This is a genomic window from Hyphococcus sp., assembly GCF_965267305.1.
GTDB lineage: Bacteria > Pseudomonadota > Alphaproteobacteria > Caulobacterales > Parvularculaceae > Hyphococcus.
The window spans coordinates 2,318,344-2,343,003 of record NZ_OZ253945.1 but is presented as its reverse complement, the minus strand read 5'-3'; the positions used below and the strand labels follow the sequence as shown (position 1 = coordinate 2,343,003).

The 24,660-nt window shown below is 62.0% G+C and carries 19 protein-coding genes and 1 riboswitch; of the genes, 9 read left to right on the top strand and 10 right to left on the bottom strand.

Features of this window, described 5'->3' with window-relative positions:
* Positions 1 to 35: 35 nt before the first annotated feature.
* Positions 36 to 581 carry a cob(I)yrinic acid a,c-diamide adenosyltransferase gene (locus ACQY5P_RS10995; protein ID WP_428406909.1) on the top strand — a complete coding sequence of 182 codons (546 nt, stop codon included), beginning with the start codon at positions 36 to 38 and terminating at the stop codon, positions 579 to 581.
* On the opposite strand, the gene ACQY5P_RS10990 is transcribed toward ACQY5P_RS10995, so the two are convergent.
* From ACQY5P_RS10990 to ACQY5P_RS10965, 6 genes are all read right to left on the bottom strand, one after another.
* Positions 578 to 1,354: an ABC transporter ATP-binding protein gene (locus tag ACQY5P_RS10990; RefSeq protein WP_428406908.1), complete on the bottom strand. Its 777-nt coding sequence runs from the start codon at positions 1,352 to 1,354 to the stop codon at positions 578 to 580. The two genes, ACQY5P_RS10995 and ACQY5P_RS10990, sit on opposite strands and share 4 nt — an antisense overlap.
* Positions 1,351 to 2,352 carry a FecCD family ABC transporter permease gene (locus tag ACQY5P_RS10985; protein ID WP_428406907.1) on the bottom strand — a complete coding sequence of 334 codons (1,002 nt, stop codon included), beginning with the start codon at positions 2,350 to 2,352 and terminating at the stop codon, positions 1,351 to 1,353. The genes ACQY5P_RS10990 and ACQY5P_RS10985 overlap by 4 nt, the downstream gene beginning before the upstream one ends.
* Positions 2,349 to 3,164 (bottom strand): ABC transporter substrate-binding protein, encoded by an 816-nt coding sequence (locus ACQY5P_RS10980; RefSeq protein WP_428406906.1) that lies wholly within the window; start codon positions 3,162 to 3,164, stop codon positions 2,349 to 2,351. Before ACQY5P_RS10980 ends, ACQY5P_RS10985 begins: the two co-directional genes overlap by 4 nt.
* On the bottom strand, positions 3,161 to 5,029 hold the full coding sequence (locus ACQY5P_RS10975) for a TonB-dependent receptor plug domain-containing protein (RefSeq protein ID WP_428406905.1): 1,869 nt from the start codon (positions 5,027 to 5,029) through the stop codon (positions 3,161 to 3,163). Before ACQY5P_RS10975 ends, ACQY5P_RS10980 begins: the two co-directional genes overlap by 4 nt.
* Before the next feature lie 71 nt (positions 5,030 to 5,100).
* Positions 5,101 to 5,289: riboswitch (cobalamin riboswitch) on the bottom strand.
* Between the two features lie 56 nt (positions 5,290 to 5,345).
* On the bottom strand, positions 5,346 to 5,474 hold the full coding sequence (locus tag ACQY5P_RS10970) for a hypothetical protein (RefSeq protein WP_428406904.1): 129 nt from the start codon (positions 5,472 to 5,474) through the stop codon (positions 5,346 to 5,348).
* Between the two features lie 185 nt (positions 5,475 to 5,659).
* A complete protein-coding gene (locus ACQY5P_RS10965; RefSeq protein WP_428406903.1) occupies positions 5,660 to 7,021 on the bottom strand; it encodes a M28 family metallopeptidase in 1,362 nt (453 codons plus the stop codon).
* A gap of 255 nt (positions 7,022 to 7,276) precedes the next feature.
* Here ACQY5P_RS10965 and ACQY5P_RS10960 point away from each other — a divergent pair, with 255 nt between their 5' ends.
* On the top strand, positions 7,277 to 8,425 hold the full coding sequence (locus ACQY5P_RS10960; protein WP_428406902.1) for an OmpA family protein: 1,149 nt from the start codon (positions 7,277 to 7,279) through the stop codon (positions 8,423 to 8,425).
* Between the two features lie 103 nt (positions 8,426 to 8,528).
* Here the strand turns inward: ACQY5P_RS10960 and ACQY5P_RS10955 are convergent, their stop codons facing one another.
* Entirely contained in the window at positions 8,529 to 9,152 is a 624-nt protein-coding gene (locus ACQY5P_RS10955) for a TetR/AcrR family transcriptional regulator (RefSeq protein ID WP_428406901.1), read from the bottom strand.
* 177 nt (positions 9,153 to 9,329) lie between these two features.
* Between ACQY5P_RS10955 and ACQY5P_RS10950 the strand changes: the two genes are divergently transcribed.
* A complete protein-coding gene (locus ACQY5P_RS10950) occupies positions 9,330 to 11,264 on the top strand; it encodes a transglycosylase domain-containing protein (RefSeq protein WP_428406900.1) in 1,935 nt (644 codons plus the stop codon).
* Here ACQY5P_RS10950 and ACQY5P_RS10945 read toward each other — a convergent pair.
* Positions 11,249 to 12,001: a M48 family metallopeptidase gene (locus ACQY5P_RS10945; RefSeq protein WP_428406899.1), complete on the bottom strand. Its 753-nt coding sequence runs from the start codon at positions 11,999 to 12,001 to the stop codon at positions 11,249 to 11,251. The two genes, ACQY5P_RS10950 and ACQY5P_RS10945, sit on opposite strands and share 16 nt — an antisense overlap.
* A gap of 115 nt (positions 12,002 to 12,116) precedes the next feature.
* Here ACQY5P_RS10945 and mutS point away from each other — a divergent pair, with 115 nt between their 5' ends.
* The 5 genes from mutS to trpS all read left to right on the top strand — a co-directional run bounded on the left by mutS (position 12,117) and on the right by trpS (position 21,034).
* Positions 12,117 to 14,783 carry a DNA mismatch repair protein MutS gene (gene mutS / locus ACQY5P_RS10940; RefSeq protein WP_428406898.1) on the top strand — a complete coding sequence of 889 codons (2,667 nt, stop codon included), beginning with the start codon at positions 12,117 to 12,119 and terminating at the stop codon, positions 14,781 to 14,783.
* Between the two features lie 58 nt (positions 14,784 to 14,841).
* Positions 14,842 to 15,516: a hypothetical protein gene (locus ACQY5P_RS10935; RefSeq protein ID WP_428406897.1), complete on the top strand. Its 675-nt coding sequence runs from the start codon at positions 14,842 to 14,844 to the stop codon at positions 15,514 to 15,516.
* Positions 15,517 to 15,630: 114 nt separating this feature from the next.
* Positions 15,631 to 18,351 (top strand): [protein-PII] uridylyltransferase, encoded by a 2,721-nt coding sequence (glnD, locus tag ACQY5P_RS10930; RefSeq protein WP_428406896.1) that lies wholly within the window; start codon positions 15,631 to 15,633, stop codon positions 18,349 to 18,351.
* Positions 18,352 to 18,371: 20 nt separating this feature from the next.
* A complete protein-coding gene (gene murJ, locus ACQY5P_RS10925; protein ID WP_428406895.1) occupies positions 18,372 to 19,967 on the top strand; it encodes a murein biosynthesis integral membrane protein MurJ in 1,596 nt (531 codons plus the stop codon).
* 38 nt (positions 19,968 to 20,005) lie between these two features.
* Positions 20,006 to 21,034, top strand: coding sequence for a tryptophan--tRNA ligase (gene trpS / locus ACQY5P_RS10920; protein WP_428406894.1), 1,029 nt, complete (start codon positions 20,006 to 20,008; stop codon positions 21,032 to 21,034).
* Here trpS and ACQY5P_RS10915 read toward each other — a convergent pair.
* Positions 21,031 to 22,299 (bottom strand): flavohemoglobin expression-modulating QEGLA motif protein, encoded by a 1,269-nt coding sequence (locus ACQY5P_RS10915; RefSeq protein ID WP_428406893.1) that lies wholly within the window; start codon positions 22,297 to 22,299, stop codon positions 21,031 to 21,033. The two genes, trpS and ACQY5P_RS10915, sit on opposite strands and share 4 nt — an antisense overlap.
* A 152-nt stretch (positions 22,300 to 22,451) precedes the next feature.
* Between ACQY5P_RS10915 and ACQY5P_RS10910 the strand changes: the two genes are divergently transcribed.
* A complete protein-coding gene (locus ACQY5P_RS10910) occupies positions 22,452 to 23,684 on the top strand; it encodes an endonuclease/exonuclease/phosphatase family protein (RefSeq protein ID WP_428406892.1) in 1,233 nt (410 codons plus the stop codon).
* A gap of 7 nt (positions 23,685 to 23,691) precedes the next feature.
* Here the strand turns inward: ACQY5P_RS10910 and ACQY5P_RS10905 are convergent, their stop codons facing one another.
* Complete coding sequence (locus ACQY5P_RS10905) at positions 23,692 to 24,588, bottom strand: isoaspartyl peptidase/L-asparaginase family protein (protein WP_428406891.1); 897 nt, start codon at positions 24,586 to 24,588, stop codon at positions 23,692 to 23,694.
* Between the last annotated feature and the right edge of the window lie 72 nt (positions 24,589 to 24,660).

Below are 24,660 nucleotides of genomic sequence, written 5' to 3'. Positions count from 1 at the left end.
TTTTTCCGCCGGGCGTTTTGTTGTAGGATGGCGCCATGTCCAATCGTCTTACGAAAATCGTCACGCGCGGCGGCGACAAGGGAGAGACCTCTCTCGCCGACGGAACTCGCCTTCATAAAGACGACGCGAGAATCGCTCTGATCGGCGATGTGGACGAGCTGAATTCCTGGCTCGGCGTCGTCATCGCCCATGGCGCGGAAGGCGTCTTGAAGGAAACGCTGGCGCGCGCGCAGCACGATCTTTTCGATCTCGGCGGCGCCTTGTCTTTTCCCGGCGCGCCGGTGCTGTCCGAGGACCATGTGGCGCGGCTTGACGAGGCGGCGGCGAAATTGAACGAAGACCTTCCGCCCCTCAAGGAGTTCATCCTTCCCGGCGGCGCCAAAGAAATATCGTTCTGCCATGTGGCGCGCACCGTCTGCCGCCGCGCGGAACGGTCGATGGCGGCGTTTCATCGCTTGGCGCCGGAAGCGGCGCACGGGCTGCAATATCTCAACCGGCTGTCGGATGTTCTTTTCATTGCGGCGCGGGTCGAAGCGCGAAGGCTCGGCGTCAACGAAGTCTACTGGCGTAAAGAGCGCTAATCCGTCAGCGGATCGAGGTGAACGCGCATTTCTCCTCCCGTGTTTTGGATGCCAGCGCGCACGCCGAATATCTCGCGCATCAGGTCGTCATGTAGAACATCGGCCGGCTTCCCGTCCGCTGCAACCTCGCCTTTATGTAAGGCCACGATGCGCGTGCAAAAGCGGGCGGCGAGAGGGAGTTCGTGCAGCGCGGCGATGACCGTGCGGCCTTCCTCCGCCTTGGCGCGCAGGAGCTTCATGACGGAGAACTGATGCGCAGGGTCGAGCGCCGATACGGGTTCGTCGGCAATGATGATGGGCGTTTCGCTCGCCAGCAGGCGTGCAAGATGCACCCGCGCGAGCTCTCCGCCGGACAGGGTATGGGCGAGCCGGTCGGCGAAAGCATCGGCGCCGGTTTCATCCATGGCGCGGGCGACGGCGGCGGCGTCTTCCGCATTTTCCCGCAAAGGCGCGCCCCAGGCGAAACGGCCGAGCGCGACGATCTCGCGCGCCGTCAGCGTCCAGGCGATTTCGCGCGCCTGCGGAAGATAGGAAAGGCGCCGCGCGCGCTCTGCCGGGGATAGAGAGTTTGTCAGCGTGCCGCCAAGTAGCACTCTTCCTGTCGACGGTTTCTGAAGATTGGCGGCGATGCGCAGCAAGGTCGATTTTCCGGCGCCATTGGGGCCGATCAATCCAACGAAGTCGCCCGCACCGACGGCGAGCGATGCATTTTCGAGAAGGCTCTTCTCGCCCATGCGACAGGAGACGTTTTCAACGGAAAGGAGCGCGCTCACGACGTCATTCTCCGGCTTGTCGCCGCAACCCAGATGAAGGCGGGCGCGCCGATCAGCGCCGCCGCGACGCCGAGTTTCAGTTCCTGATCGAAAGAAAGCATGCGGATAAAGATGTCGGCGCCCGCCAGCATAATCCCGCCGAGCGCGGCGCTCGGGATGAGAATGCGCGCCGGGTTCTGTCCCACTAGAGCGCGCGCGAGATGCGGCGCAACGATCCCGACGAAACCGATGGCGCCGGCGACGGAAACGCTGGCGCCCACAAGCAGGGCGGCGCCGATAATGACCAGCGCCCTTGCGCGCGCAAGATTGGCGCCGAGGCTGGCGGCGGTTTCTTCGCCCAGCGTCAGAGCGGCGAGGCCCGGTGCGGCGGCGAGAATGAGCGCGAAGCCCAGCGCGGCGAAAGGCGCCGCCAGAGCGAGGTCGTCGAAACTTCTGTTGGCGACCGTGCCGAAAAGCCAGTTCACGAGATCGGAGAGCGCGAACGGATTGGGCGCCAGATTCATCGCCAATGAAATCATCGCGCCGCAGAAAGACGACAGGCCGACGCCGATAAGAATGAGTCGCGCCGTCGATACGCGGCCCGCGCCGAGAAGATAGAGGAGGGCCGTTGCGATCAGTGCAAACAGGATCGCCGCGAGCGGCGTCATCCAGAAAGCGAGAGCGGCCAGGTTGAAATAGATCGCCATGATCGCGCCGAGCGCTGCGGCGGCGGACACGCCGAGAACGCCGGGATCGGCCAGCGGGTTGCGCAACAATCCTTGCAGCGCTGCGCCAGCCGCCCCGAGACAGGCGCCGGCGAGCCACGCAGCGAGCGCGCGGGGCAAGCGGATTTCGCGAATAATGACCGCGGTCGCATCGCCGCCGGAAACAAGGCCTCTGAAAATCTCGCCCGCAGGAAACTGAACGGGTCCGGCAAATAACGACGCTGCAATAAGCACGATGCTCGCGGAAAACAGCGAGACGGTGATGAGCGATATTGTTGGCGCGCCATGCTTCATTGTTGAGATGCTCCCGCCGCAATCGCCTCCGCTGCGTCCAGAGAGAACCACGCGGCGCAACTGACGATATCGGGGGAAAGACTGATAGTCGGCGTCGCCTCGAAAAGCCTTCGAAGCGCCGGATGGCGTGACGCCGACCAGTAATTGATGCGCTCGTCGGCGGCGTCGAAAAAACCCGCAACGATAAGGCCGGGCGGATCGAGGATTAGCGCCTCAGCGGGGAGCGCCGGCCAATAGGATTGCCCCGCTTCAGCTGCAAGGTTTACGACGCCCGCGGCGGTCAAGATGGCGTCGATCATCGTATGCGCGCCGGCGGTGACGCCGCCGGGCGTTGCATAAAGCGCCTTTACTGGCGCCGGCGTTTTAGCCTGTTCAAGTGCGCCAAGGCGGCGGTCGATTTCGGCGATAAGGGCTTCGCCTTTTTTCTGTTGATCGAGTGCGTCGGCGATAAGGCGCACATTCGCTTTAACGCCGTCGAAGTCTTCAGGATAGCCAAGCGTCACGACCGTCGCGCCGAAGCGGGAGAAAGTCCGCTCGGCGCTCGCGCCGCCGCCCCATTGGCGCAGCACGATCTCAGGTTCGAGTGGCGCAACTTCTTCGATAGACGGGCGGATTCTTCTGTAAGGCGCAGCCGCCTCGCGCATGTAGGAATAATCCTTGTCCGCCCCGCGGGAGACAGCAGCGATTTGCGCCGGATCGGCGAGCTTCAGAAGATACTGATCCGAACAATAGTCGAGCGAAACGGCGCGCGGCTGGGCCGCTGCCGGATAGGCGGCAGCAAGCGCGATGAGAAAGGCAAGACGCCACATCATAGCCGAACCCTGACGCCGCCATAGGCCGCAAGGCCCGGCTCGCCATAGCCGGAAACATCCTGATACAGCGCATCGGTTGCATTTTCGACCCGCCCGTAAAGCTCCAGGGCTTCCGTGAACCGGTAGGCGGCGCGCAAATCGAGACGGACAAACGCGTCATTGGGCGCGGGGCTGTCGTTTTCGCGTCCGTTGACGATGACGCTCGCCGCCACAGTGAGATCGTCAACGGGTATGTAGGTGATGACCGCCGTTCCCTTATGCTTCGGCTGGCGCAGGAGCTGCGTATCGGTCGAAAGATCAACAGCGTCCGTGAAGCTGTAGGTGAGATTTGCGGAAAGGCGAGGCCCAAGTTTGAAGTCTCCTTCAACTTCGACGCCGCGAGACCGCGTTTCGGCGATATTGTAATAGCCATATTGGGCGAGATCGAAATCGATCTGTTCGTCAACGCGCGTGTGGAAGAAGGTGACCGCAAGACGCTGGCGCCCGTTTTCGCCGAAGAGTTTTTCAACCCCCGCATCGAATCCTTCCGCCTTTTCGGGACGGAGATCGGGGTTGGGCGTCACGCCGAACTGGTCGTAATTGAGCTCGAAAAGGCTCGGCGCGCGAAACCCTTCGCCCCAGCTTGCGCGCAACCGCCAGGTCTCGCCGACCCGCCAGACGGCTGCGGCGCGCGCGGTGGTTGCGCCCTCGAAACTGGAAAATTCGTCGCGCCGCCCGCCGATGGAAAGCGTTACCGCCTCAACCGGCTTTATGTCGATGGCGGCGAAAACCGCCCCGGCTTGGGCGCTTTCATCGACGCCGGAAACCTCGGCGCTGGTGCGTTCGGCTTCCGCGCCGGCGATGAGGCGCAGACTGTCGCTGACAGTGATGTCGGCGATATAATCGACGGTCAGGCGGCCGCCTTTCGCGGAGAAAGTTTCGAACCCGCTGTCAGTATTACGCCGGTCGATGGCGTTATAAGCGACCGTCAGTGCGCCGTTGAAATTCGAGTAGGACTGCAGCAGCTTCCCCGCGGCGAGATAATCTTTCGTGTGTTCGACTTCTTCCGTATCGTCAAATGTGAAAGCAGGCGCCGGAAAGCCATCGATTTCCGTGCGCGAGCGAGTCGCGCGCAGCGTGACCTCGCCGCGCCAATGCTCGGTGAGGGACGTTCCCGCGGCGAGCGTTGCGGTCCCCGCGCGATGGCCGTCTTTTTCGCTTCCTATATCGGCGCGGGAAATCCCGTCCGTCGTGACGCCGCTGAAAGAAGCACGAACGAAAGCATTATCATTTTCAAACCCCGCGGCGAGGCCGCCGCGCGCCGTCCCAAAGGAACCGCCTTCGAGAAAGCCCTCTGTTCCTTCGTGTCTTGTCGTGACCACAATGACGCCGCCAATGGCGTCGGCGCCATAGAGAAGCGACTGCGGTCCGCGCAGGATTTCGATCCGTTCGATCGTCGAGGCGTCGAGAGTGGCGAAGTTAAAACCGCCTTGCGGCGCCGACGGATCGTTCGCGACGACGCCGTCAATAACAACCAAAGTCTGTCCGCTCGATGCGCCGCGAATGCGTGCGGCGGATGCGCCGCCGGCCGCGCCGTTTTGCGCGATGGCGACGCCCGCCGCATCGCGCAGCGCGTCGGCGGCGAACACATATTGCCGTTCGATGATCTGTTCAGCGGTTATAACCGAAACGGACGATCCGGTTTCAGAGACCGGGGTCGGCGCGCGTAAGGCGGCGACAATGATTTCGTCTTCGGGATATTCCTGCGCCGCCGCATTGGTGTTGATGAAACAGGCGCCGATGAAAACGCCAGCCAGCAATGCAGTTGAAGAAGCGGTTTGTCTAAAAAAAGAGGGCGGCGCGGCCCATAATGAGTTTCTCGCCATGACGATCCCTTTCCGTTGCGAAAGTCGTCATGACGGGCAAAGCCGCTCGTTCCAGCTGGTCCCGGCCGGGCGAGAGACGACGTCGACGGCAGGTCTCCTGGCTTTGCGGGTCTTCAGCGCGTCGCCGCCTTCCCGGATGAAATCATCCGGTGGCGTGTCGGCGGGCGCCTCACCGCATACAGTTGCGGGCACAGCCGCGGGTTTTCACCGCGTTCCCTATTCTCTCCCGTTAAGGGAGCACCGTCATGCGTGGAAATAGAACACGCCCTGAAGCAACGCAAGCGATGGGCTTGGCGTGCTTCAGGGCGCGTGAAGATTATTCGGAGACAGCTTCCTGTTTGGAAACTTCCACCATCGGAACGTCATAGAGATCGAAATAGTCCACGATGGACGCAATGCCGACCGCAGCCAGCACAAGAAGAATAAGCCAAAGAAGAGCTTTCATTTGGACACCCCACGTTTGAATCGGTTTCCCCGCGGGGAGCCTAACCGAACAGTAATCATATTTCTACAGGAAAGATCACGCAGGGATTTGCGCAGCGCGTGCGCCTTGGCGGTCATTCCCAAATAGGTTGCATTCGGAGCATACATTTGGGCTTCGCCGGCGCTTGTGCGCCTGCGAACAAAGCGTCATTCGCCGAAGCTTCCGGCTGGCCCCGGAAACACGACCGGGCTCTCGGCGCCGTCTTCCGCGACGGAGGAAACGCCAAAGAAATAATTGTCGATGACGATATTTTCGAGCGTGAACCGATCGACATCGCCGACATCCATGCTGTGGGTCCATTGCGGCGCGTCGGTGAGGCGCCAGTGCACGCGATAGCCTTTGAGATTGCGCGCGGCGCGCCCTGAAGGTTTTGTCCATCTCAGCGTCGTTGAAGGCTGAACCGCGCCTTCGATCTCCACATTCGCCGGAAAGGGCGGGGCCGACGCCATGGCGGCGAGCGCGACGACATTTAAAGCGGTCAGCTTGCGCGCATAATCGAAATTGACGCCTTCGATGACGTCGCCATAGGCGACGCCGTCTTCGACGCGCAGATCCTGATGCTGACGGGTGTAATTCTCATGAGTCTCCATGATCCTGACGCCTGGCATGCCGGCTTCGTTGAAAGGCCGGTGATGGCCGCCGCGTGAGAAACGGTCGAGGCGATACACCATCATGACGTCGAGATTGGGAATGAAGTCGTCCGCAAGCTGATCGATATAGCGGGCGAGGTTGCGCGAGGCGGAATCGACTTCGCCGCCCGTAAACCGCCGTATCCTCGCTTCTTCCGGGGTTTCGACCGCGCGCACGCCTTCGGAAAAGACGCGGGCGGTCGCGTTGTCGATGACGCCGTCGACGCCCTCGATATTGCCGATCATGTCGTTATTGAGGACAGCTTTCACGCGCCAGCCCTGGTCTTGCGCGTATTTGGCGAGAATTTTGCCGCCGAAAAGGCCCTGCTCCTCGCCCGAGAGGCCGGCGTAAACGATGGTGCCGGCGAATTTGTGTTGAGAGAGGACCCGGGCGGCCTCGATGACGCCGGCCATGCCTGAGGCGTTGTCATTTGCGCCGGGGCTGTCCGATGTCCCATTGAGCGGGTCCGAGACCCGGGAATCGATATCGCCGCTCATCATGACGACGCGGCCGGGGTCTAGCCGCCCGCGCTGAATGGCGATCACATTGACGATTTCCGTGCGTTCCGGGATGCGGGTTTCCCCCTCCACGAAATCGCTCACCGTCATGACTTCGAGGCAGCCGCCGCAGGCCTTTGATATGGCTTCGAACTCAGATTCGATCCAGCGCCGGGCCGCGCCGATCCCGCGGGTTTCGGAGGCGGTTTCCGACAGGGTGTGGCGCGTCCCAAAACTTACCAAGCGGTTAATATCGGCCTCGATCCGCTGCGCCGAAACCTCGTCCGGGAATTCATGGAGAAGGGCGGCGTTTTGTCCCTCCGCAGCCGCCAAAGGCCCTGAAATTATGAGGGAAATAGCAGCGAGAGATAGACGCTTCATGAAAGACAGTCCTCAGATTTGGAAGGTGAATCCGTAGGTTGGCTGCAACCTTTTCGGAGCGGCGGTGTAGAAAGGTTGCCCGCGGCGATGCGTTGATGCAACATCGTTAATGGGATATTAGTCGATAGGAAGAAATTCGACCGATACAGGCTATATTTCGTGGGGCAAAAACGCTACGGAAAGCTTGAAATTCACCGGAAGCCGCCCGCATCCTTTGGTCGGCGGTCTATCTTTGGTCCACCTGAGGAGGGGAAGATGAAACTCAAGACGACTTTGCTCGCGGCTGCTGCGACAATGCTGGTTGCGCCGGCGGCGCACGCCTATGAAGGCCTCTATGGCGCGATCGGCGCCGGCCTCAATTATATGGGCGAACAAGACGTCACCAATGACCAGCCCGGCGGCGGCGGTCTTTATTCTTTCGATTCTAGCGCCGACTACGATAAAGGCATCGGCGTGTACGCCGCCCTCGGCAAAGCCTGGGGCAACAACTGGCGCACGGAGCTTGAATTCTCCTATCGCGACAACAGCATCGATTCGATCAATCCCAACGGGGCCGGCTTCTCCGGCTGGCCGGACGGCACGATTTCCGGATCGACCACCACCAAAGCGCTGATGGTGAATTTCCTCTATGACTTCGCCGTTAGCTCCACGGCGACGCCGTATGTGGGCTTTGGCGGCGGCATCGCCAATATCGACCACGACATCATCGGAACCAATCCGGCGGGCGTGCCCGCGCCGGGCACGATTGCATATGGCACCCGCAGCTGGGAGCCGGCCTACCAGGGCATCGCCGGTCTCGCCTTCAATCTCGCCGAAGGCCTCGCCTTCGACGTTTCTTACCGTTACTTCGTGACCGGCAAGGGCGAGTATGACGGCACCCTGGGCGGCATCCCGTCGGAAATCGAAACCTCGAACAAGTCGCACAGCCTGTTCGCCGGTCTGCGCTGGAACTTCGGCGCCGCGCCTGCGCCTGCCGTCGAGTATAAAGATTGCTGGGACGGCTCGAGCGTTCCGGTCTCTGCCTCTTGCCCGCCGCAAACCGTCGACACGACCGCGGCCGATCTCGATCCGATCAACTTCACGGTCTATTTCGACTATGACAAGTCGAACCTGACGCCGCAGGCCTCCACCCTTATTCAGGAAGCCGCTGCGCGCGCTCTTGAAAACGACATCGAAACCGTTGTCGTTGCGGGCAACACCGATACGTCGGGCAGCTCCGCTTACAACCAGGCGCTCTCCGAACGCCGCGCCCGCGCGGTGCGCGACGGCCTGATCGCAAACGGCGTTGCCGCTGACCGCATCCGTCTCGAAGCTTTCGGCGAAACCAACCTCGCCAAGCCGACGCCGGATGGCGTTCGCGAGCCGCTTAACCGCCGTGCGGATGTTGTGATTTCGTTCGAATAAGAACCGGCGTAGAGTTTTAAATCGTGAAACCGGCGCAGCTTGGCTGCGCCGGTTTTATTTTTTGGGCGTGACTTTTGTTTAGCCCAGTCGCTAAAGCGAAGCGTCAGTTAGCGCTGTAAATTCTCTTGAAAGCTGTGACGCCCCGCTCGATCTGCCGGTCAATCGCGGCGTCCATATCTTCCGGGCCGTCGCCAAGGAGAACGCGGGTGTAAAGCGGCTCGGTCAGAAGCGCGCCAAGCTGCCAGATCGCTTCTTCGGGATTGTCGATCTTGTAGGCGCCGCGGGCCGCAAGCCGCGCGAGGATGGGCGCGCATTTCTTCACCATCCATTCGGCGCCATGCTCCAGATAGGTCTTCCCGATAGCGGGATTTCTTCCGGCTTCAAAAGACGCGATGCGGCGCAGGGACAGCGCTTCAGGTTTCAGAATGCCTTGCAGGAATTGACGTCCGAGCGCGCGGATGACGTCTTCGGGCGGCAGGCTCGCTTCAATGTCATCGACATTGACGGGCAGGTAATCCTTGCAACTTTCCGTTATCGCCGCCCCGAAAAGCTCTTCCTTGGACCGGAAGCGGTTATAGACCGTGCGCTTCGACACGCCGGCTGTCAGCGCAATCTGGTCCATGCTGGCGGCGTCGAAGCCGCGCGTCAGAAAGGTCTTTCTGGCGGCGTCCACAATCGCTTCGGTTTTTTCATCCAGCGCCGCTTCTGCGGCGGCCGCTTCCGACATGCTGGTCTCTTAGCCCCGTCTTTTCTTTTTTAGGGACGCGCTTTTTGGCGTCCAGCGGCTCTTTTGAACGGAGCCTCTAGGGAGAGTATGGCGCCAAACGGCTCCTCGCGAAACGCCTGCCAGCCAGGCGCAGGCGTTTACCTGCCGTTAACCACAAGATTCGATGGATGAAGGGTTATGGCGCCAGCAAAACGCAAAAAACCGGCGAAGCGCAAAACCGCGGCGCGGCGGCTGGTTTCGCCTGCGCGCCGCCGGCGTGCGCCGCGGCGGCGGCGCAAAAGCGCCAGGCCCCGGCTGGAGCCCTTCGCGCGCGCAGCAGCCGAACTTGGGGTTTTCGCTCTCACTGCTCTTATTGGACTTGCGGCGCTTTTCGCCTATTTCGCCAGCGATCTGCCTGACCCGGCGGGCCTGTGGCGCGAAGGCGGCGGTCCCCGCATTACGCTTCTGGCGGCGGACGGCGCCCCGATCATGCTGCACGGCGTCGCGCAGGGTGCGCCCATCAGGTTGTCGCAATTGCCCGATCATGTGCCGGAGGCGGTGCTCGCCGTAGAAGACCGGAATTTCTATCATCACTTCGGAGCGAACCCGGTCTCAATCGTCCGGGCGCTGATTGTCAACGCCAATGAAGGCGCCGTGCGTCAGGGCGGGTCGACCATCACGCAGCAGCTCGCCAAGAATGTCTTCCTGTCGAGCGACAGAACGATGAAACGCAAAATCCAGGAGCTGATGCTGGCTTTCTGGCTCGAACGCAAATTCACCAAAAATGAGATCCTGACGCTTTATCTCAACCGCGTCTATTTCGGCGCCGGCGCCTATGGCGTCGACGCGGCGAGCTTTCGCTATTTCGGAAAGTCTGCACGGCATCTTTCCGTCGGCGAGGCTGCTGTCCTCGCCGGGCTGTTAAAGGCGCCGTCGCGCTATGCGCCGACAGCGAACCCTGAAGACGCCGGCAAGCGCGGGCGCCTCGTCATTGAACAGATGGTGGCGGCGAGGTTTCTGACGCGCAGAGAAGCGGACGCGGCGATCGCCGAGCCGGTGCTGCTGGCGGCGCCGCGCTTTGAAGCCGCGCCGTATTTCGTCGATCATGCGTTAAAAGAGGTGCGGTCGCTGACCGCCGAGATTGATGCGGACTTTATCGTGCGTACGACCTTCGATCCGCGCGTGCAGGCTGCCGCGGAAACGGGCCTCACCGCCGGGTTCGCCATGGCCGGAGACGGGCTGGACGAGGTTGAGGCGGCGGCGATCGTGATCGACAGCGAAGGGGCGGTGCGTGGCATGATCGGCGGTCGCGATTATGTGAAAAGCCAATATAACCGCGCGACACAGGCCCAGCGACAGCCGGGTTCCGCCTTCAAGCCGTTCGTCTATCTCGCCGGGATCATGCGCGGTGAGGCGCCGGACTCTCATGTGCTCGATGCGCCGATTGAAATCGGCGCTTATGCGCCAGGCAATTACAAGGACAAGTATTACGGCGAAGTGACGTTGCGCGAAGCGCTGGCGCGATCGCTCAACAGCGCTGTCATCAGAGTGCAGGAACGCACGGGCCGCGCCTTCGTGCGCGAGACCGCGCGGCGCATGGGATGGCCGGGCGACCTGACCTCGGGTCCTTCGCTTGGGCTTGGCGTTGACGCGGTATCGCCGCTCGATCTCGCCGCCGCCTATGCGCCTTTTGCGAATGGAGGTTTCCGGGTCAAGCCTTATGTCATCGAGCGGATCGAAACCGTTGACGGGGATCTCGTCTATCAGCGCAAAGGTTCGATCATAGAGGAGGCGGCGCCCGCAAGCGCCATTGCCGAGATGAACGACATGCTGGCGAGCGTTGTGGACTGGGGCACGGGCCGCGCCGCGTCGGTCCCAGGTTATCGTGTCGCCGGCAAGACCGGCACGTCGCAGGAAAGCCGCGACGCCTGGTTCGCCGGTCATGCGGGAGGGCTTGTGGGCGTTGTCTGGATCGGCCGCGACGACAACAGGCCCATGAACGACATCACAGGCGGGCGGACGCCGGCGATTGTCTGGCGCGAGATTTTTTCGCGCGCCCTGCCGCCGGCGTCATATGTTCCGCAGACGGAAGACCCGGATCCGATCGCCGCGATTCTTCATGCTGGCGGTTGAGCGCGGCCGTGATCCGGCGTGACGCCATAAGCATAAAGGCTGGGACCATGCGCGCTTAACCAGCGCGCCGCGCGGCCTGGATCGGCGCCTAGTCCGCGCACCACCCGCCAGAAAGCCGGCGAATGATCCATGTGGAGAAGATGCGCGCATTCGTGGGCGGCGACATAATCGAGAATTTCAGGCGGCGCCAATATCAGCCGCCAGCAAAAGGACATGTCGCCCTCAGACGAGCATGAGCCCCAGCGCGTTTTGGTGTCGCGAATCCGGATAGTTCGCCGTTTTTTGCCGAGCTCCAGGCAATGATGATCGACGCGCTCCGTCAGACGCTGCCGCGCTTCGCGTTTCAGAAAGTCGCAAATGCGCCGGTTGAGATGCTCCGCGCCGCCGCCGACGCGAATGACAGGAACAAGGTCATTTTCGACGCGCGGGGCGCCGCGCAGCTTGTCGTCATGAAGGATGATGTGATCTGCGCCTTCATAGGGAATTTTCATGCCGCTGGCGAAAGGCCTTGCGCGCAAGTTTTCGGTAAGCTGGCTCGCGATCCAATCGATTCGCTCCTGGGCGAAACGAATCGCCTCCGGCACAGCGCGTTTCGACGGCGCGGTCACATGAATTTCCCCAGCCACAGGATCGACCTTGAGAATCAGCCGTTTGGCGCGGCGATTGACGCGCGCGATCAGGGGCGCGGCGCGGGCCCCGATATTGATTTCAGTCCTGGTGATATGCTTCATCGACATTAGAGGGTACGCTCTCACACACTTGGATAGTTGCCGGTTTTGCGGAAGGATCAAAACATTTCGGCGCCGGCGATGTTATTTTTTTAGACCGTTTAAAACACAAAGACGATACGCGATGTCCGCCCAACCGACGCCCATGATGATGCAGTATCTCGCCATCAAAGAACAAGCGGGCGACGCGCTTTTATTTTATCGCATGGGCGATTTTTACGAATTGTTTTTCGATGACGCCGTTCAAGCATCATCGGCGCTTGACATTGCGTTGACCAAACGGGGCCAGCATGGCGGCGAAGATATTCCCATGTGCGGCGTGCCGTTCCACGCTTATGAATCTTACCTCGCGAAGCTGATCCGCGCCGGTTACAAAGTCGCCATTTGTGAACAAATGGAAAGCCCGGAAGAGGCGAAGAAACGCGGATCGAAATCCGTCGTCAAGCGCGAGATCATTCGAACGGTGACCCCGGGCACGATTGTCGAGGATTCGCTCCTCGATGCGCGCTCCAACAATTTCCTCGCAGCGCTTGCCTTGTTGCGCGATGGCGCGGAGGCGGCGATTGCGTGGGTCGATGTGTCGACGGGCGAATTGTCCGTGCGTGAAACCGGCGAGGCGAGCTTCGCCGCCGATCTCGCCGCGATCGCGCCGAAGGAGTTGGTGGCGCCTGATCTTGAGGACGGCCATCCCTGGCGCATGCTTTTGTCGGCGCGGTCCGGAAGCATCACGGTGACGTTTCAGGCGGCGCATCTTTTCGATTCCACGGGCGGCCAGCGGCGCATCATGGAAACCTATAATGTGGGCTCGCTTGACGGGTTCGGAGAATTTTCCCGCGCCGAATGCGGCGCTCTCGGCGCGCTTTTGAATTATGTGACGCTGACGCAAGCCGGGCGGCTCCCGTCGCTTAATCCGCCGCGCAAGGCGGCGATTTCCGAGACCATGGTGATCGATGCGGCGACGCGCGTCTCGCTTGAACTCCTGCAGACGCAGGGCGGCGCACGCAAGGGCTCGCTGCTCTGGGCTGTCGACAAGACCGTCACCGGCGCGGGCGCGCGGCTTCTGGCGTCGCGCATTTCGTCGCCGCTGACGGCTATCGATGCGATCGCCGCGCGTCATGACGCAGTTGGGTTTTTCGAATCCGGGCGCGAGGCGACGGACGAAATCCGCAAGCGGCTGAAGGAGACGCCGGATGCGGCGCGCGCGCTGTCGCGGTTAGCGACGCAGCGCGGCGGTCCGCGCGATCTTGCATCTTTGCGCGATGCGCTGATGCGCGCGCGTGAAATAGCCGGCGTCCTGGCAGCCGATCCGGCTTCGCTGCCCGTCGATCTCCGCCGCGCCGCCGACGCGCTGGAGAACAGAGCGGGCGAGGGCTTTTCGGCGCTCATCACCATGCTGCGCGAAGCGTTGAGCGATGAGCTTCCCATGCTGGCGCGCGATGGCGGGTTCATCGCCAAGGGTTATGACCCCGGTCTCGATTCCGTAAGGCTGTTGCGTGATGAATCGCGCCGCGTCATCGCCGGTCTTGAATCGAAATATCGCGAGCTGGCGGGATTAAAGACGCTCAAGATCAAGCACAACAATGTGCTCGGCTATTTTGTAGAAACGCCGCCGTCGCAAGGCGACAAGCTGATGACGGCGCCGCTCAACGAAACCTTTATCCATCGTCAGACTTTGGCGAGCGCCGTCAGATTCACGACGGGCGAGCTTGCCGAACTTGACGCCAAAATAAGCCGCGCCCGCGATGAAGCCTTGGCGCGGGAGCTCGAGCTTTTTGAAACCCTCTGCGACGCCGTCACCGAACGACGTCAGGATATCGCCGCCGCTGCGGCGGCGATCGCGGAAATCGACGTGGCGGCGGCCGGGGCCGTCCTCGCCCTTGAACACCGCTATGTGCGCCCTGAGATGGAGCAGGGGCTTGCCTTCGACATCAAGGGCGGCCGTCATCCGGTGGTGGAGCGGGTCAGCGGCGACGCCTTCATTGCCAATGACTGCATGCTGGGCGAGCCCCATGAGGCGCGGCTGTGGCTTGTCACCGGCCCCAATATGGCGGGCAAGTCGACGTTCCTGCGCCAGAATGCGTTGATCGCTGTCCTTGCGCAGACGGGGCTTTACGTTCCGGCGAGCGAAGCGCGCATCGGCGTTGTGGACCGCGTCTTCTCGCGTGTCGGCGCTTCGGACGATCTCGCGGGCGGGCGCTCCACCTTCATGGTGGAGATGGTGGAGACCGCGGCGATCCTCAATCAGGCGACGGAGCGCGCGCTCGTCGTGCTCGACGAAATCGGGCGCGGCACGTCGACTTTTGACGGCATGTCCATCGCCTGGGCGGCGGTGGAGCATTTGCATGACGTCAATCGCTGCCGAGGTTTGTTCGCGACGCATTATCACGAGCTGACCGTGCTCGCGGAAAAACTTGCGCGGCTTTTCAACGTCTCCATGAAAGTGCGCGAATGGAAAGGCGATGTCGTCTTTCTGCATGAAGTCGCGTCTGGTCCTGCTGATCGCTCCTACGGCGTTGCGGTTGCGCGTCTCGCCGGACTGCCGCCGAAAGCCGTAAAGCGCGCCGAAGCGGTTTTGAAAATGCTCGAAGAGCGCGGGCAAGGGCGCGGCGCAATGTCGGAACTGCCGCTCTTTGCAGCCGCACTTGATGCGCCTCAAAATGAGACAGAGGACACGCCTTGTCATGAAACTGTCATTGTAAACGCACTCAATGCGCTTGATCCCGACGCCATGACACCAAAGGACGCGCTCAATGCGCTTTACAGGTTGAAATCCCTTTTGGATGAGATATAGGGCGCACAAATTACGCGCCCTTGGCTTTGGACGGGGCGAAACCGGCAAGGCCCGACGCATGACATTCCGGCTCACCTTTCTCGTCCCGGCGCTGCTTTCGTTTGCCGTCATCAGCGGCGCTTCGGCGCAATCGTCCGTGTCCGGTGTAAATGACGGCGTCGCTGAATATCGCGCAGGGAATGCGGCCGCCGCATGGACGCTGTTGGAGCCCGCCGCGGCCGAAGGCGACACCAAGGCCAAACGCTATCTCGCCTATATCATTCTCGATGGTGACGCGCCTGCTGACGCACGCGTCGACTTTTTCGACGGGACCGCGCTCCTGAAGGAAGCGGCGATGGCGGGCGATTACGCCGCGCTTGTCCGGCTCGAGGATCTGCGCCGTCAGCAGCTCGCGCACAGCCCGAGCCTTGGCGACATGATTGCGGTCGAAACCGCGCGCGCCGATGCGGGCGACCCGGTAGCTGCGTGGCGGCTCGCCGACAGGTTCGAGACCGGCGACGGGGTCGCGCCGTCGCCTGCAGATGAAGCGAAATGGCTTGAAGTCGCTGCTGAGGCCGAGGCCGCGCGGTTCCCCAAAGCGCCGGAAGCCGCCTATCGCCTTTGCATGCTGAATGCGCTGAGCGAAGAAGCGCGGGACGCCGACGCCGCCCGCCACTGGTGCGCGCGCGCCGCCGAAAACGGTCACACGGGCGCGGCGCTCGTCCTCAAGCGCCTGGCGATGCTTCAGGACTGATTCCGGACTTTGCGTATTATTGCACGCTATGGCCGCCCGCAGTTGAAATTGCGCGCGCTGCGCGCGACAATGCGCATTCCGTAACCCGCGCCCCGCATCCTTGACCGCAATCTCGTGAGCACAACGACACCGCCGACAGGCGACACATCCTTCCTCGCCGGCGACACGCTGGAGGCGCAGATTGCTTCGGCTATGGCCGCCGAACGAGCAGGTCAGGCCTATGGCGCGACCGGCAAGGTTTTAAAACACGCCATGCTGGAATTGCGCCGCCGGACCATGCGCGACGTCATTCGCGGCGACCGGATCGCCGAAAAACTCGCCAAGGGCGTCGACGACATCATCCGCACCTTGTTCGCCCAGTCTAAGGAAGGAATCGGCAAGGAGATCGCGGTGTGCGCCATCGGCGGCTATGGACGGTCGGAGCTCGCGCCCTATTCGGATATCGATCTCCTGTTCCTTCACCGGCCGCAAGTGGAGCAGACCCTGCGCGACACGCTGAACCGGCTTCTTTATCCCTTGTGGGATTCCGGCGTGAAGCTTGGATACGCTGCGCATACGCCGGCAAGCGCGGTGGACTTCGCCAAGACCGACATGGTCGCCCGCACAGCTTATCTCGACGCGCGGTTTCTCTGTGGCGATTCGCAAGTTTACGACGATTTTGCCGCCGGCTTTGACAAGCTTCGCCGCAAGACCATTCCGGAATTCGTGACGGCGAAGCTCGAGGAGCAGGCCGAGCGGCAGGCGAAGTTTTTTGAAACCCGCTATCTCGTTGAGCCCGATGTGAAAGAAGGCAAGGGCGGCCTGCGCGATTTGCAGACGATCCGCTGGATTTACCGCTACGCCTATGGCGATATCCTGAATGACAATGCAACGGCGGAAAAAATCGTCGGCAAAGCCGAGCGCCAGGCGCTGTTGAAGGCGAAGCGGTTTTTATGGTCCGTGCGTGTTCACTTGCACGATCTGCGCGGCCGCGCCGAGGATAAGCTGACTTTCGATGTTCAGCCGGAAATCGCCGCGCGATTAGGATATGCGGATCGCTCCAATATGACAGCGGCGGAGCGCCTGATGAAGCATTACTTCGTCAACGCTGTCGAAGTCGGGCGCTTGACGCGAATTTTGTGCACGCGCCTTGAAGAAGAGAAAGCAAAGCGCATGCCGCGCCTGCCCAAGCTTCTGCCGAAAGCGCTGCAGCAGGACGAGGCGCCGGGCAAGCCCAATCTTCGCATCAAGAACGGCCGGCTCGATTTCGAAAGCGCGGCGAAGGCGCGCCGTCAGCCGCGCGATTTGTTTCGGCTTTTCCGCGCCTACGGCAAGCAGCCGAAAATCGATTTTCATCCCGATGCCCTCGCCCTGGTGGCGAGCGAAGTGCCGGCGGTCACGCTTGAGGTGCGCCGCGACCCCGTCATTGCAAAGCTGTTTGCTGGGATGCTGACCGAGAGCGAGGATCCCGCGCGGGTCCTGCGCATCATGACCGAAACGGGGCTGCTGGGAAAATACATTCCCGCTTTCGGCTCGATTGTCGGGCGTATCGATTACGGGCTTTACCGCCGGTTCACGCTCGATGAACATGTGCTTCGCTGCGTCAGCCTGCTGGCGAAAATCCATCGCGGCGAGTTGCAGGAAGATCACCCCATCGCGACGCATATTGTGCGGAATGCGAAGACGCCGCTGCTTTATTATTACGGCGTCCTTTTGCATGAGGCGCGCTGGTCGCTGAAAGAACCTTCGGCCGATGCTTGCGAAAAACTCGTCGTCAGAGTGACGAAGCGGCTGGGTCTCTCTGAAGAAGATGCAGCGCTCGCCGGCTGGGCGGCGGCGCGCCATCTTCTGTTGGTCAGGACGGCGGAAAGGCGAAACCTCACCGAGGCGCACGCCATTTCCGAATTTGCGCAATCGGTCGGCTCGCGCACGCGTCTTGATTTGATGCTGGTCCTATCCGTGTGTCATTTGCGCGTCGTTGGCCTGCAATCATGGGATGAAATGACCCGCCGGCGGCTCTCCGAACTCTATGACGCGGCGGCGCTGTGGTTCGAGCATGGCGAGACGGCGCTTGAGAAAAAGCTCGCCGACCGCGCCATTCTCGTTCGCCGCGAGGCGGAATCCAGGCTTTCCGGCTGGAGCGCAGCGGAGAAGAAGGCTTTTCTCGACCGGCTGGACGATTCCATGATGCGCTCGCTCGATCCCGATATCATTGTGCGTTTTGCAAGCCTCGCGCGCGCGGCCGAACAAGATGCGGCGAACAGCGCGGTCGTCGTGACGCCGCGGGAAGGCGATCTTGAAGCGATCGTCTATACCGATGACCGCACGGGACTGCTTTCCGATCTCGCGGGCGCCGTCGCCTCGACGGGCATGAGTCTCCGGACGGTGCAGGCGCTGACGACCCATGACGGCAAAGCGATCGATATTTTCATCATCCAGTCGCCTGACGGCATACCCGTTGAAGACGTGGAGCAGGCGCGCCGACTGCATCAGTCGCTGCTCGCCGCCGCCTCGGCGCATCCGGATAAGCCGCCCAAGCTACGCCGTCGCATCGGCGACCGGCGCGGCATTTTCTCCGTGCCGCCAGGCGTGCGCATCGAGCCGGGGGCTTCGGCGGAGGCGACGGTCGTGGAGACCGAAGGGCTCGACCGGCCGGGCCTCCTGTTTGAACTGACCGAGGCGCTCGCCAAGGAAGGCGCGGCCATCACCTCGGCCCACATTTCGACTTATGGGGAGCGCGCGGTGGACGCATTTTACCTCCAGACTCGTGAAGGCGGTAAACTCGACGACCCGGCGGCGCTCGCCCGCATCAAAAAGGCGCTGGAAGCAGTGCTGACGTCTGGCTCCGAGGCGTGAACGGGTCTAATCGGCGCTAAATGAGCGGCAATATTTTCAAATCCTTGGCGACCGTCAGCGGCATGACCATGGCGAGCCGAGTGCTCGGCTTCGTGCGCCAGATTTTCATGGCCGGGATCATCGGCGCCGGCGGCAATCCCGTGGCCGACGCCTTCTGGGCGGCATTCCGCCTGCCCAACATGTTTCGCCGCCTCTTTGCCGAGGGCGCCTTCCACGCCGCCTTCATCCCGATGTTTCAGGGCCGACGGGTCGAAGGGGACGACGATGAGGCCAAGGCGTTTGCGGAAGAGGTGCTTTCCGGGCTTGTCTTTATACTGACGATCCTCACGGCGCTCGTGGAGATCGCGGCGCCTGCTTTCGTCTTTCTGCTGGCGTCTGGTTTCGAAGACGATCCGGAGAAATTCGCGCTGACGACCTTCTACACGCGCATCATGTTTCCCTATCTGATGATGATGTCGCTCGTGGGGCTTTATAGCGGCATACTGAACTCGCTCGGGCGGTTCGCCGCGTCGGCGGCCGCGCCCATTGCGCTCAATATCTTCATGATCGGCGCGCTCCTGCTATATGCAGACGCCGACACGCATGTCTCGGGCGCCGCTGTCGCCTGGGGCGTTTCCATCGGCGGGCTCGCACAGTTCCTGATGCTGCTCTACGGCGCCTGGCGGCAGGGCTATCTCTTGCGGCTGCGCATGCCTAAACTGACGCCCGGCGTTAAAAGGCTGCTGGCGCTTGGGGCGCCGGGTTTCATCAGCGCCGGCGCCGTGCAGATCAACCTCATCGTCGGCACCAATATCGCCAGTCAGCAGCCGGGCGCCGTTTCCTGGCTGATGAACGCCGACCAGCTCTACCAGTTGCCGCTGGCGGTGATCGGCATCGCGCTCGGCGTGATCTTGCTGCCCATGCTGTCCGCGCGAGTCAAAGCCGGCGATGAGAAGGGCGCCGCGCGCGCGCTCAACCGCTCGCTCGAGCTTGCCGCGCTGTTAGGGCTTCCCGCCGCGATTGCGTTCATCATCATGGGTGAAGCGATCTGCGATGCGCTCTTCCGCGGGCTGGCGGCCGACGCGCTCAGCATTTTCGGCGTCAATCGCTCCGCCTTCACACCGGAAGACGTGCGCCAGACGGGGCTTGCGCTGGCGATCTTCGGCGCGGGGCTTCCCGCTTTCGTCTGGCTCAAGATCTTCACGCCGGCCTTCTTTGCGCGCGAGGATACGAGAACGCCGATGAATTATGCGCTGCTCTCGATTGCAGTGAACACAGCGCTTTCGCTCATCCTGTTCCCCTTTTTCGGCTTTCTCGCCGTCGCTTTCGCCACCTCTTTCGCCGCATGGCTGCAGCTTCTTCTCCTGGCGCAGCGTCTATACCGGCAGCATCTTTTCCGGCCGAGCGCGGCGCTGATGGGGCGTTTCGCGCGCATTCTGGTCTGTGTCGGCGGTCTTGGCGCGTTCCTCTGGCTCATCCTGCCGCAGACAGGGGGGCTCGCCGTCTATCTGTGGGACCGCGAATGGATCGTCATCATGGGGATTTCCGCCGCGGGGCTCGCCATTTACGGGGCGCTCGCCCTTGCGCTTGGCGCCGTGCGTCTCGCCGACTACAAGACGGGCCCCGGCGGGAAGTAAGCCCGCCTGATTTCAGAAGACTATCCGAAAGAGCTGTCATGAGCGGTTATCAGGGTCCCATGCGCGTGTTGTCCGGCATTCAGACGTCGGGCGAGATGCATCTCGGCAATTATATCGGCGCGATCCGCAAATTCGTCGCGCTCCAGCATGAATATGATTGCTATTATTTCCTTGCCGACATGCATGCGATCACCGTCTGGCAGGAGCCGGAACAGCTTCGCCGACAGATCCGCCATATTGCGGCGTCCTATCTGGCGGCCGGCATCGATCCCAAAATTGCGACAGTCTTTCCGCAGTCGAAAGTGCGCGCCCATCCAGAGCTCGCCTGGATTTTCAATTGCGTCGCGCGCCTCGGATGGCTCGACCGCATGACGCAGTTCAAGGAAAAGGCCGGCAAGAACGCCGAGCGGTCTTCGGTGGGGCTTTACACTTATCCGGTGCTGCAGGCGGCGGACATTCTCGTCTACAAAGCGACGCATGTGCCCGTGGGCGAGGACCAGAAACAGCATCTCGAACTCTCGCGGGACATCGCCGGCAAGTTCAATCACGACTTCAAGCAACCGGATTTCTTTCCGCTTCCCGAACCGCTCATCAAAGGCAAGTTCGGGGATGCGGGCGCGCGCATCATGTCGTTGAAAGACGGGACAAAGAAGATGTCGAAATCCGATCCGTCGGAAAACGCCTGCATTTTTCTGCGCGACGACGCCGACACGATTGCGAAGAAGATCAAGAAAGCGAAGTCGGACGCCGACGTGCTGCCGTCCGAGCCTGACGGCCTTGAGGGCCGGGCGGAAGCGGCCAACCTTGTCAGCATCTATGCCGCTCTATCCGGCACGACCTCAGCGGAGGTTCTTTCCGAATTCGGAGGACAGGGCTTCGGCGTGTTCAAGCCGGCGCTCGCCGATCTCGTCGTTGAAAAGATTGCGCCCATCGGCGACGAGCTCCGCCGTCTGGAAGCCGATCACGAACATCTTGACAGCCTGCTGACGGCGGGCGCTGAAAAAGCCGCCGTCATCGCCGATCAGACGGTCAGGGAAGTGAAAGAAATAATGGGCTTTCTTGTCTAGTCGCGAAACAAAGACTCATATCTGGCTGCGACGCTTTTAAGATCGATGCCGTTGAGGAACGTCGAATAGGAAAGATAGGAAAGCAGCCAGCGAAGATCCGTCGCCCAGGGCGGCAGATAGCGCGGCTCCGCCAAAAGCCCTGCGTCGCGCAGGAACTTCATGGCTGCGAGGTCATCAAGATCGATCTTGCCTGCGAATAACAGGCGGATATAGGCGGCGTCGCCCGTGCGCACCGCCGTGCGCAGATAGTTGTGCACTTCGAGCAGGCCCTGAAGATAAATCGAATCCTTGGTGAACGGCCCGCCGCCATTGACGAGGCCGCCGCGCACGACGCGCCGCGCGCTTTCGAACGCCTCGAAAGGCGCGTCCTTTTCACTGCGCTCGCGGAAGAATTGATAAAGCTGGATGAAATCGGCGCCTTCCGCCGACATGTGGATGGCGATGACGCGGTCGGCGAGACGCTTGAACCGGCGCGGGTCGAGTGCGCCAGAGATGAACTCCGCAAAAACCGCGAGCCCTTCCTGCGTCATCGCATTGCCGGGATAGGCTTCGCCGAGGATCGGAAAATGTGGCTGCGCGTCGCCGTTAAGCCCTGTGGCGATATGCACGAGCGCTTCATGCTGGAGCAGCTGCTGTTCGTCGAGGTCGGAGAAGAACGCGTCTTCGCGCAGCTTGATATAGTCGCGCCCCGCTGCTGCTTTCGCCGAGACGTTTAGGGTGATATCGATCCGCGGCGCCGCTGCGCCGAAATATTTCGGCAACGCCTCGTCGAGCCTTTTCTTCAAGGCGCTCGCCGACAATTGCTCCGGCGGCTCCATGCGGTCTGCGGGAGCGTCGAATTCCCTGAGCAGCGCATCGAGACGGCGGGCGAGATCGAGCGCCGTCGTCTTGCCGTCAGCGACGGCTGAGGTCGGGCCGCCGTAAAGCGCCAGCGAACAGGAATGAAAATCCGGTTTGCCGAGCGCCGATAACAGGGCTGCGGTTTCTTCGGTCGTATCGGCGAAACGGCGAAGCCACTCATGCACCTCGCTGGCGCCGCTAATGAGCGCACGCGCCTTCGCAACGAGCTCGCGCGAGGGCGCCGGATCGATGACGGGGTATTGAGGGCTTGGCGGCTCCTTCTCGCCGTTCTTGAAGAAGGCGTCGGCGAGACTGCGGTCCCAACTGAGTGTCCGCAGCACCGGCAGACGCTTTTCCGCCTCTGCGAGAATCGCGGCCGCCTGTTTCAGTTTTTCAAGCTCTGTTTCGGAAAAAGCCGCGGTCATAGGGTCCTGAAAACTCTCAGCAATGCCTGCATGTTAGTGCTGGCCGGCGAAGAAATGAACTGGTGAAAGCCGGAAGGGTGCGAATTGCAATTGGCCCGCGGGCAGGGCACACAGTCGGCCTGAACAAGACTGGCGGCCAGAAGGAAGCGGGCGTGAAATATCTGACGGCTATATTGGCGCTCGCTTTTTTTTCCGGTTGCGGCGCGCCGGAGGCTGACTCGGTCGTGCGGTTCGCGACCTTCAACGTCTATCTCAACCGCCCGGCCGAAGGCGGGCTCATTGATGATCTGAAGTCCGCCGACAATGTTCAGGCGCAGAAAGTCGCGGAAATCATTCAGCGCGTCGCGCCGGATGTGCTTCTTCTCAATGAATTCGACTATGACGAGGATGGCGAGGCGCTGCGCCTGTTCAAACAGATCTATCTCGATCATGGCTGGAACGGCGCCGAGCCCGCGATCTATCCTTACGCCTATCTCGCGCCCTCGAACACGGGGGTTGCTTCAGGCCATGATCTCGACCGCGACGGCGTTGTGACCACGGAGCCGGGCTCGCGCGCCTATGGCGGCGACGCCTTCGGTTATGGCGAGTTTCCGGGTCAATACGCCATGGTGCTCTTGTCGAAATATCCCATAGACGAGGCGGGCGTCAAAACCTTTCAGACTTTTCTCTGGAAAGACATGCCGGGCGCGATGCTGCCCGACGATCAGGCGACGGCGGAGCCTGACGACTGGTACAGCGTAGAGGCGCGCGAGGTGTTCCGCCTCTCCTCCAAAAGCCACTGGGATATTCCGGTGATCATCGACGGCGAGCGGGTGCATGTGCTCGCGAGCCATCCGACGCCGCCGAGTTTCGACGGCGAGGAAGACCGCAACGGTAGGCGAAATCACGATGAAATTCGTCTCTGGGCGGATTATATCGCCGGCGACCCGGACGGATATGTCTATGACGACAAGGGCGAGCGCGGCGGCCTGGCCGAGGGCGCGCGGTTCGTCATCATGGGCGATTTGAACGCCGATCCTCATGACGCCGGCGCGGTTCCCGGCGCCATCGGGCAATTGCTGACTTCGCCATCGGTCGCCGACGCGCCTTTTCCGAAAAGCGAAGGCGGCGCGGTGCAGGCCAAGCTCCAGGGCGGCGCCAATGAAAGCCACCAAGGCGACCCGGCGGAGGACACGGCGGATTTCGGAGATGATCCCGAGACCGGCGTCGGCAATCTCCATCTCGATTATGTTCTTTTTTCCAAAGCGGGCCTGAAAGAAACCGCCTCAGGCGTCTTCTGGCCGGCGCCGGAAGACGAGCACTACGGTCTCGTCGGTTCGGGCTTTCCGGTAGAGAGTTCAGATCACCGGCTCGTTTGGCGCGATCTTCAGATTACGGACGAATAGCCTCGGTCTAAAACGTCGCCGCGAAAAGATCCTGACTGGGGCCGAAACCGGCGCGCTTCATGCCTTCAGAGTTCCAGGCGAAGGCGACCTCGCCGTCGCGTGAGACCGCGATGACGCCGCCATCGCCGCCAAGCCGCGCGACGTCCTTGATGAGGCCTGCCGTCGCGGTCTGAAGATCGGCGCCCTGATAGCGCACCCGGCTCGCCACATCCTGCGCGCCGCCGGCGAGGATGAAATATTCGCCGAGCCCGGTGCAGGACGCGCCGACAAATTCATCGGCCCAGGTGCCCGACCCGATCAGCGGCGTGTCGCCGACGCGGCCTTCGAGCTTGCCGAAGACGCCGCCGGTGGAGGTCGCCGCGGCGATGCGTCCCTCGGCGTCGAGTGCGACGGCGCCAACCGTGCCGTGGCCGAGTTCGGCCTGCGTCATCTCCTCCGGCATGACGCCGACAGGGACGACGTAATAGCTTTCCGGATCCTCCACGAAAGCGAGGCCCTGGCGGCTGCAGAAATTTTCCGCGCCGCGCCCTGCGAGCATCACATGGGGCGTCAAATCCATGACGGCCCGCGCTGCTCTGATCGGCGATTTCAGGTGTTTCACCGCGGCGACGGAGCCCGCCTTGCGGGCGAGCCCGCCATAATCGCCCGCCATGATCGAGGCGTCGAGCTCGGCGTAGCCCGCCTTGTTGGGCGGCGCGCCCTTGCCGGCGATGTAAAGGCCGGACGCTTCCATAGCTTCGACCAGGGTTTCGACGACATCGACCGCCGCGGCGCCATCGTTAAGCAGCGCTTCGCCGCGGCCCGCGAGTTCGAGCAGATGGTTTTCGGCTCTGGAATAGTCGCGGCCCTTGCGCGCCCCGGCGCCGCCATGGAGGGCGAGCGCGGTTTTCGGTTTCTTGCTCATGGGGTCTCCTTTGGGGCCATGCTTATCGCGCCCGCCAAGACTAGCCAATAAGCGGCTGAGCTTTTAAGAGGG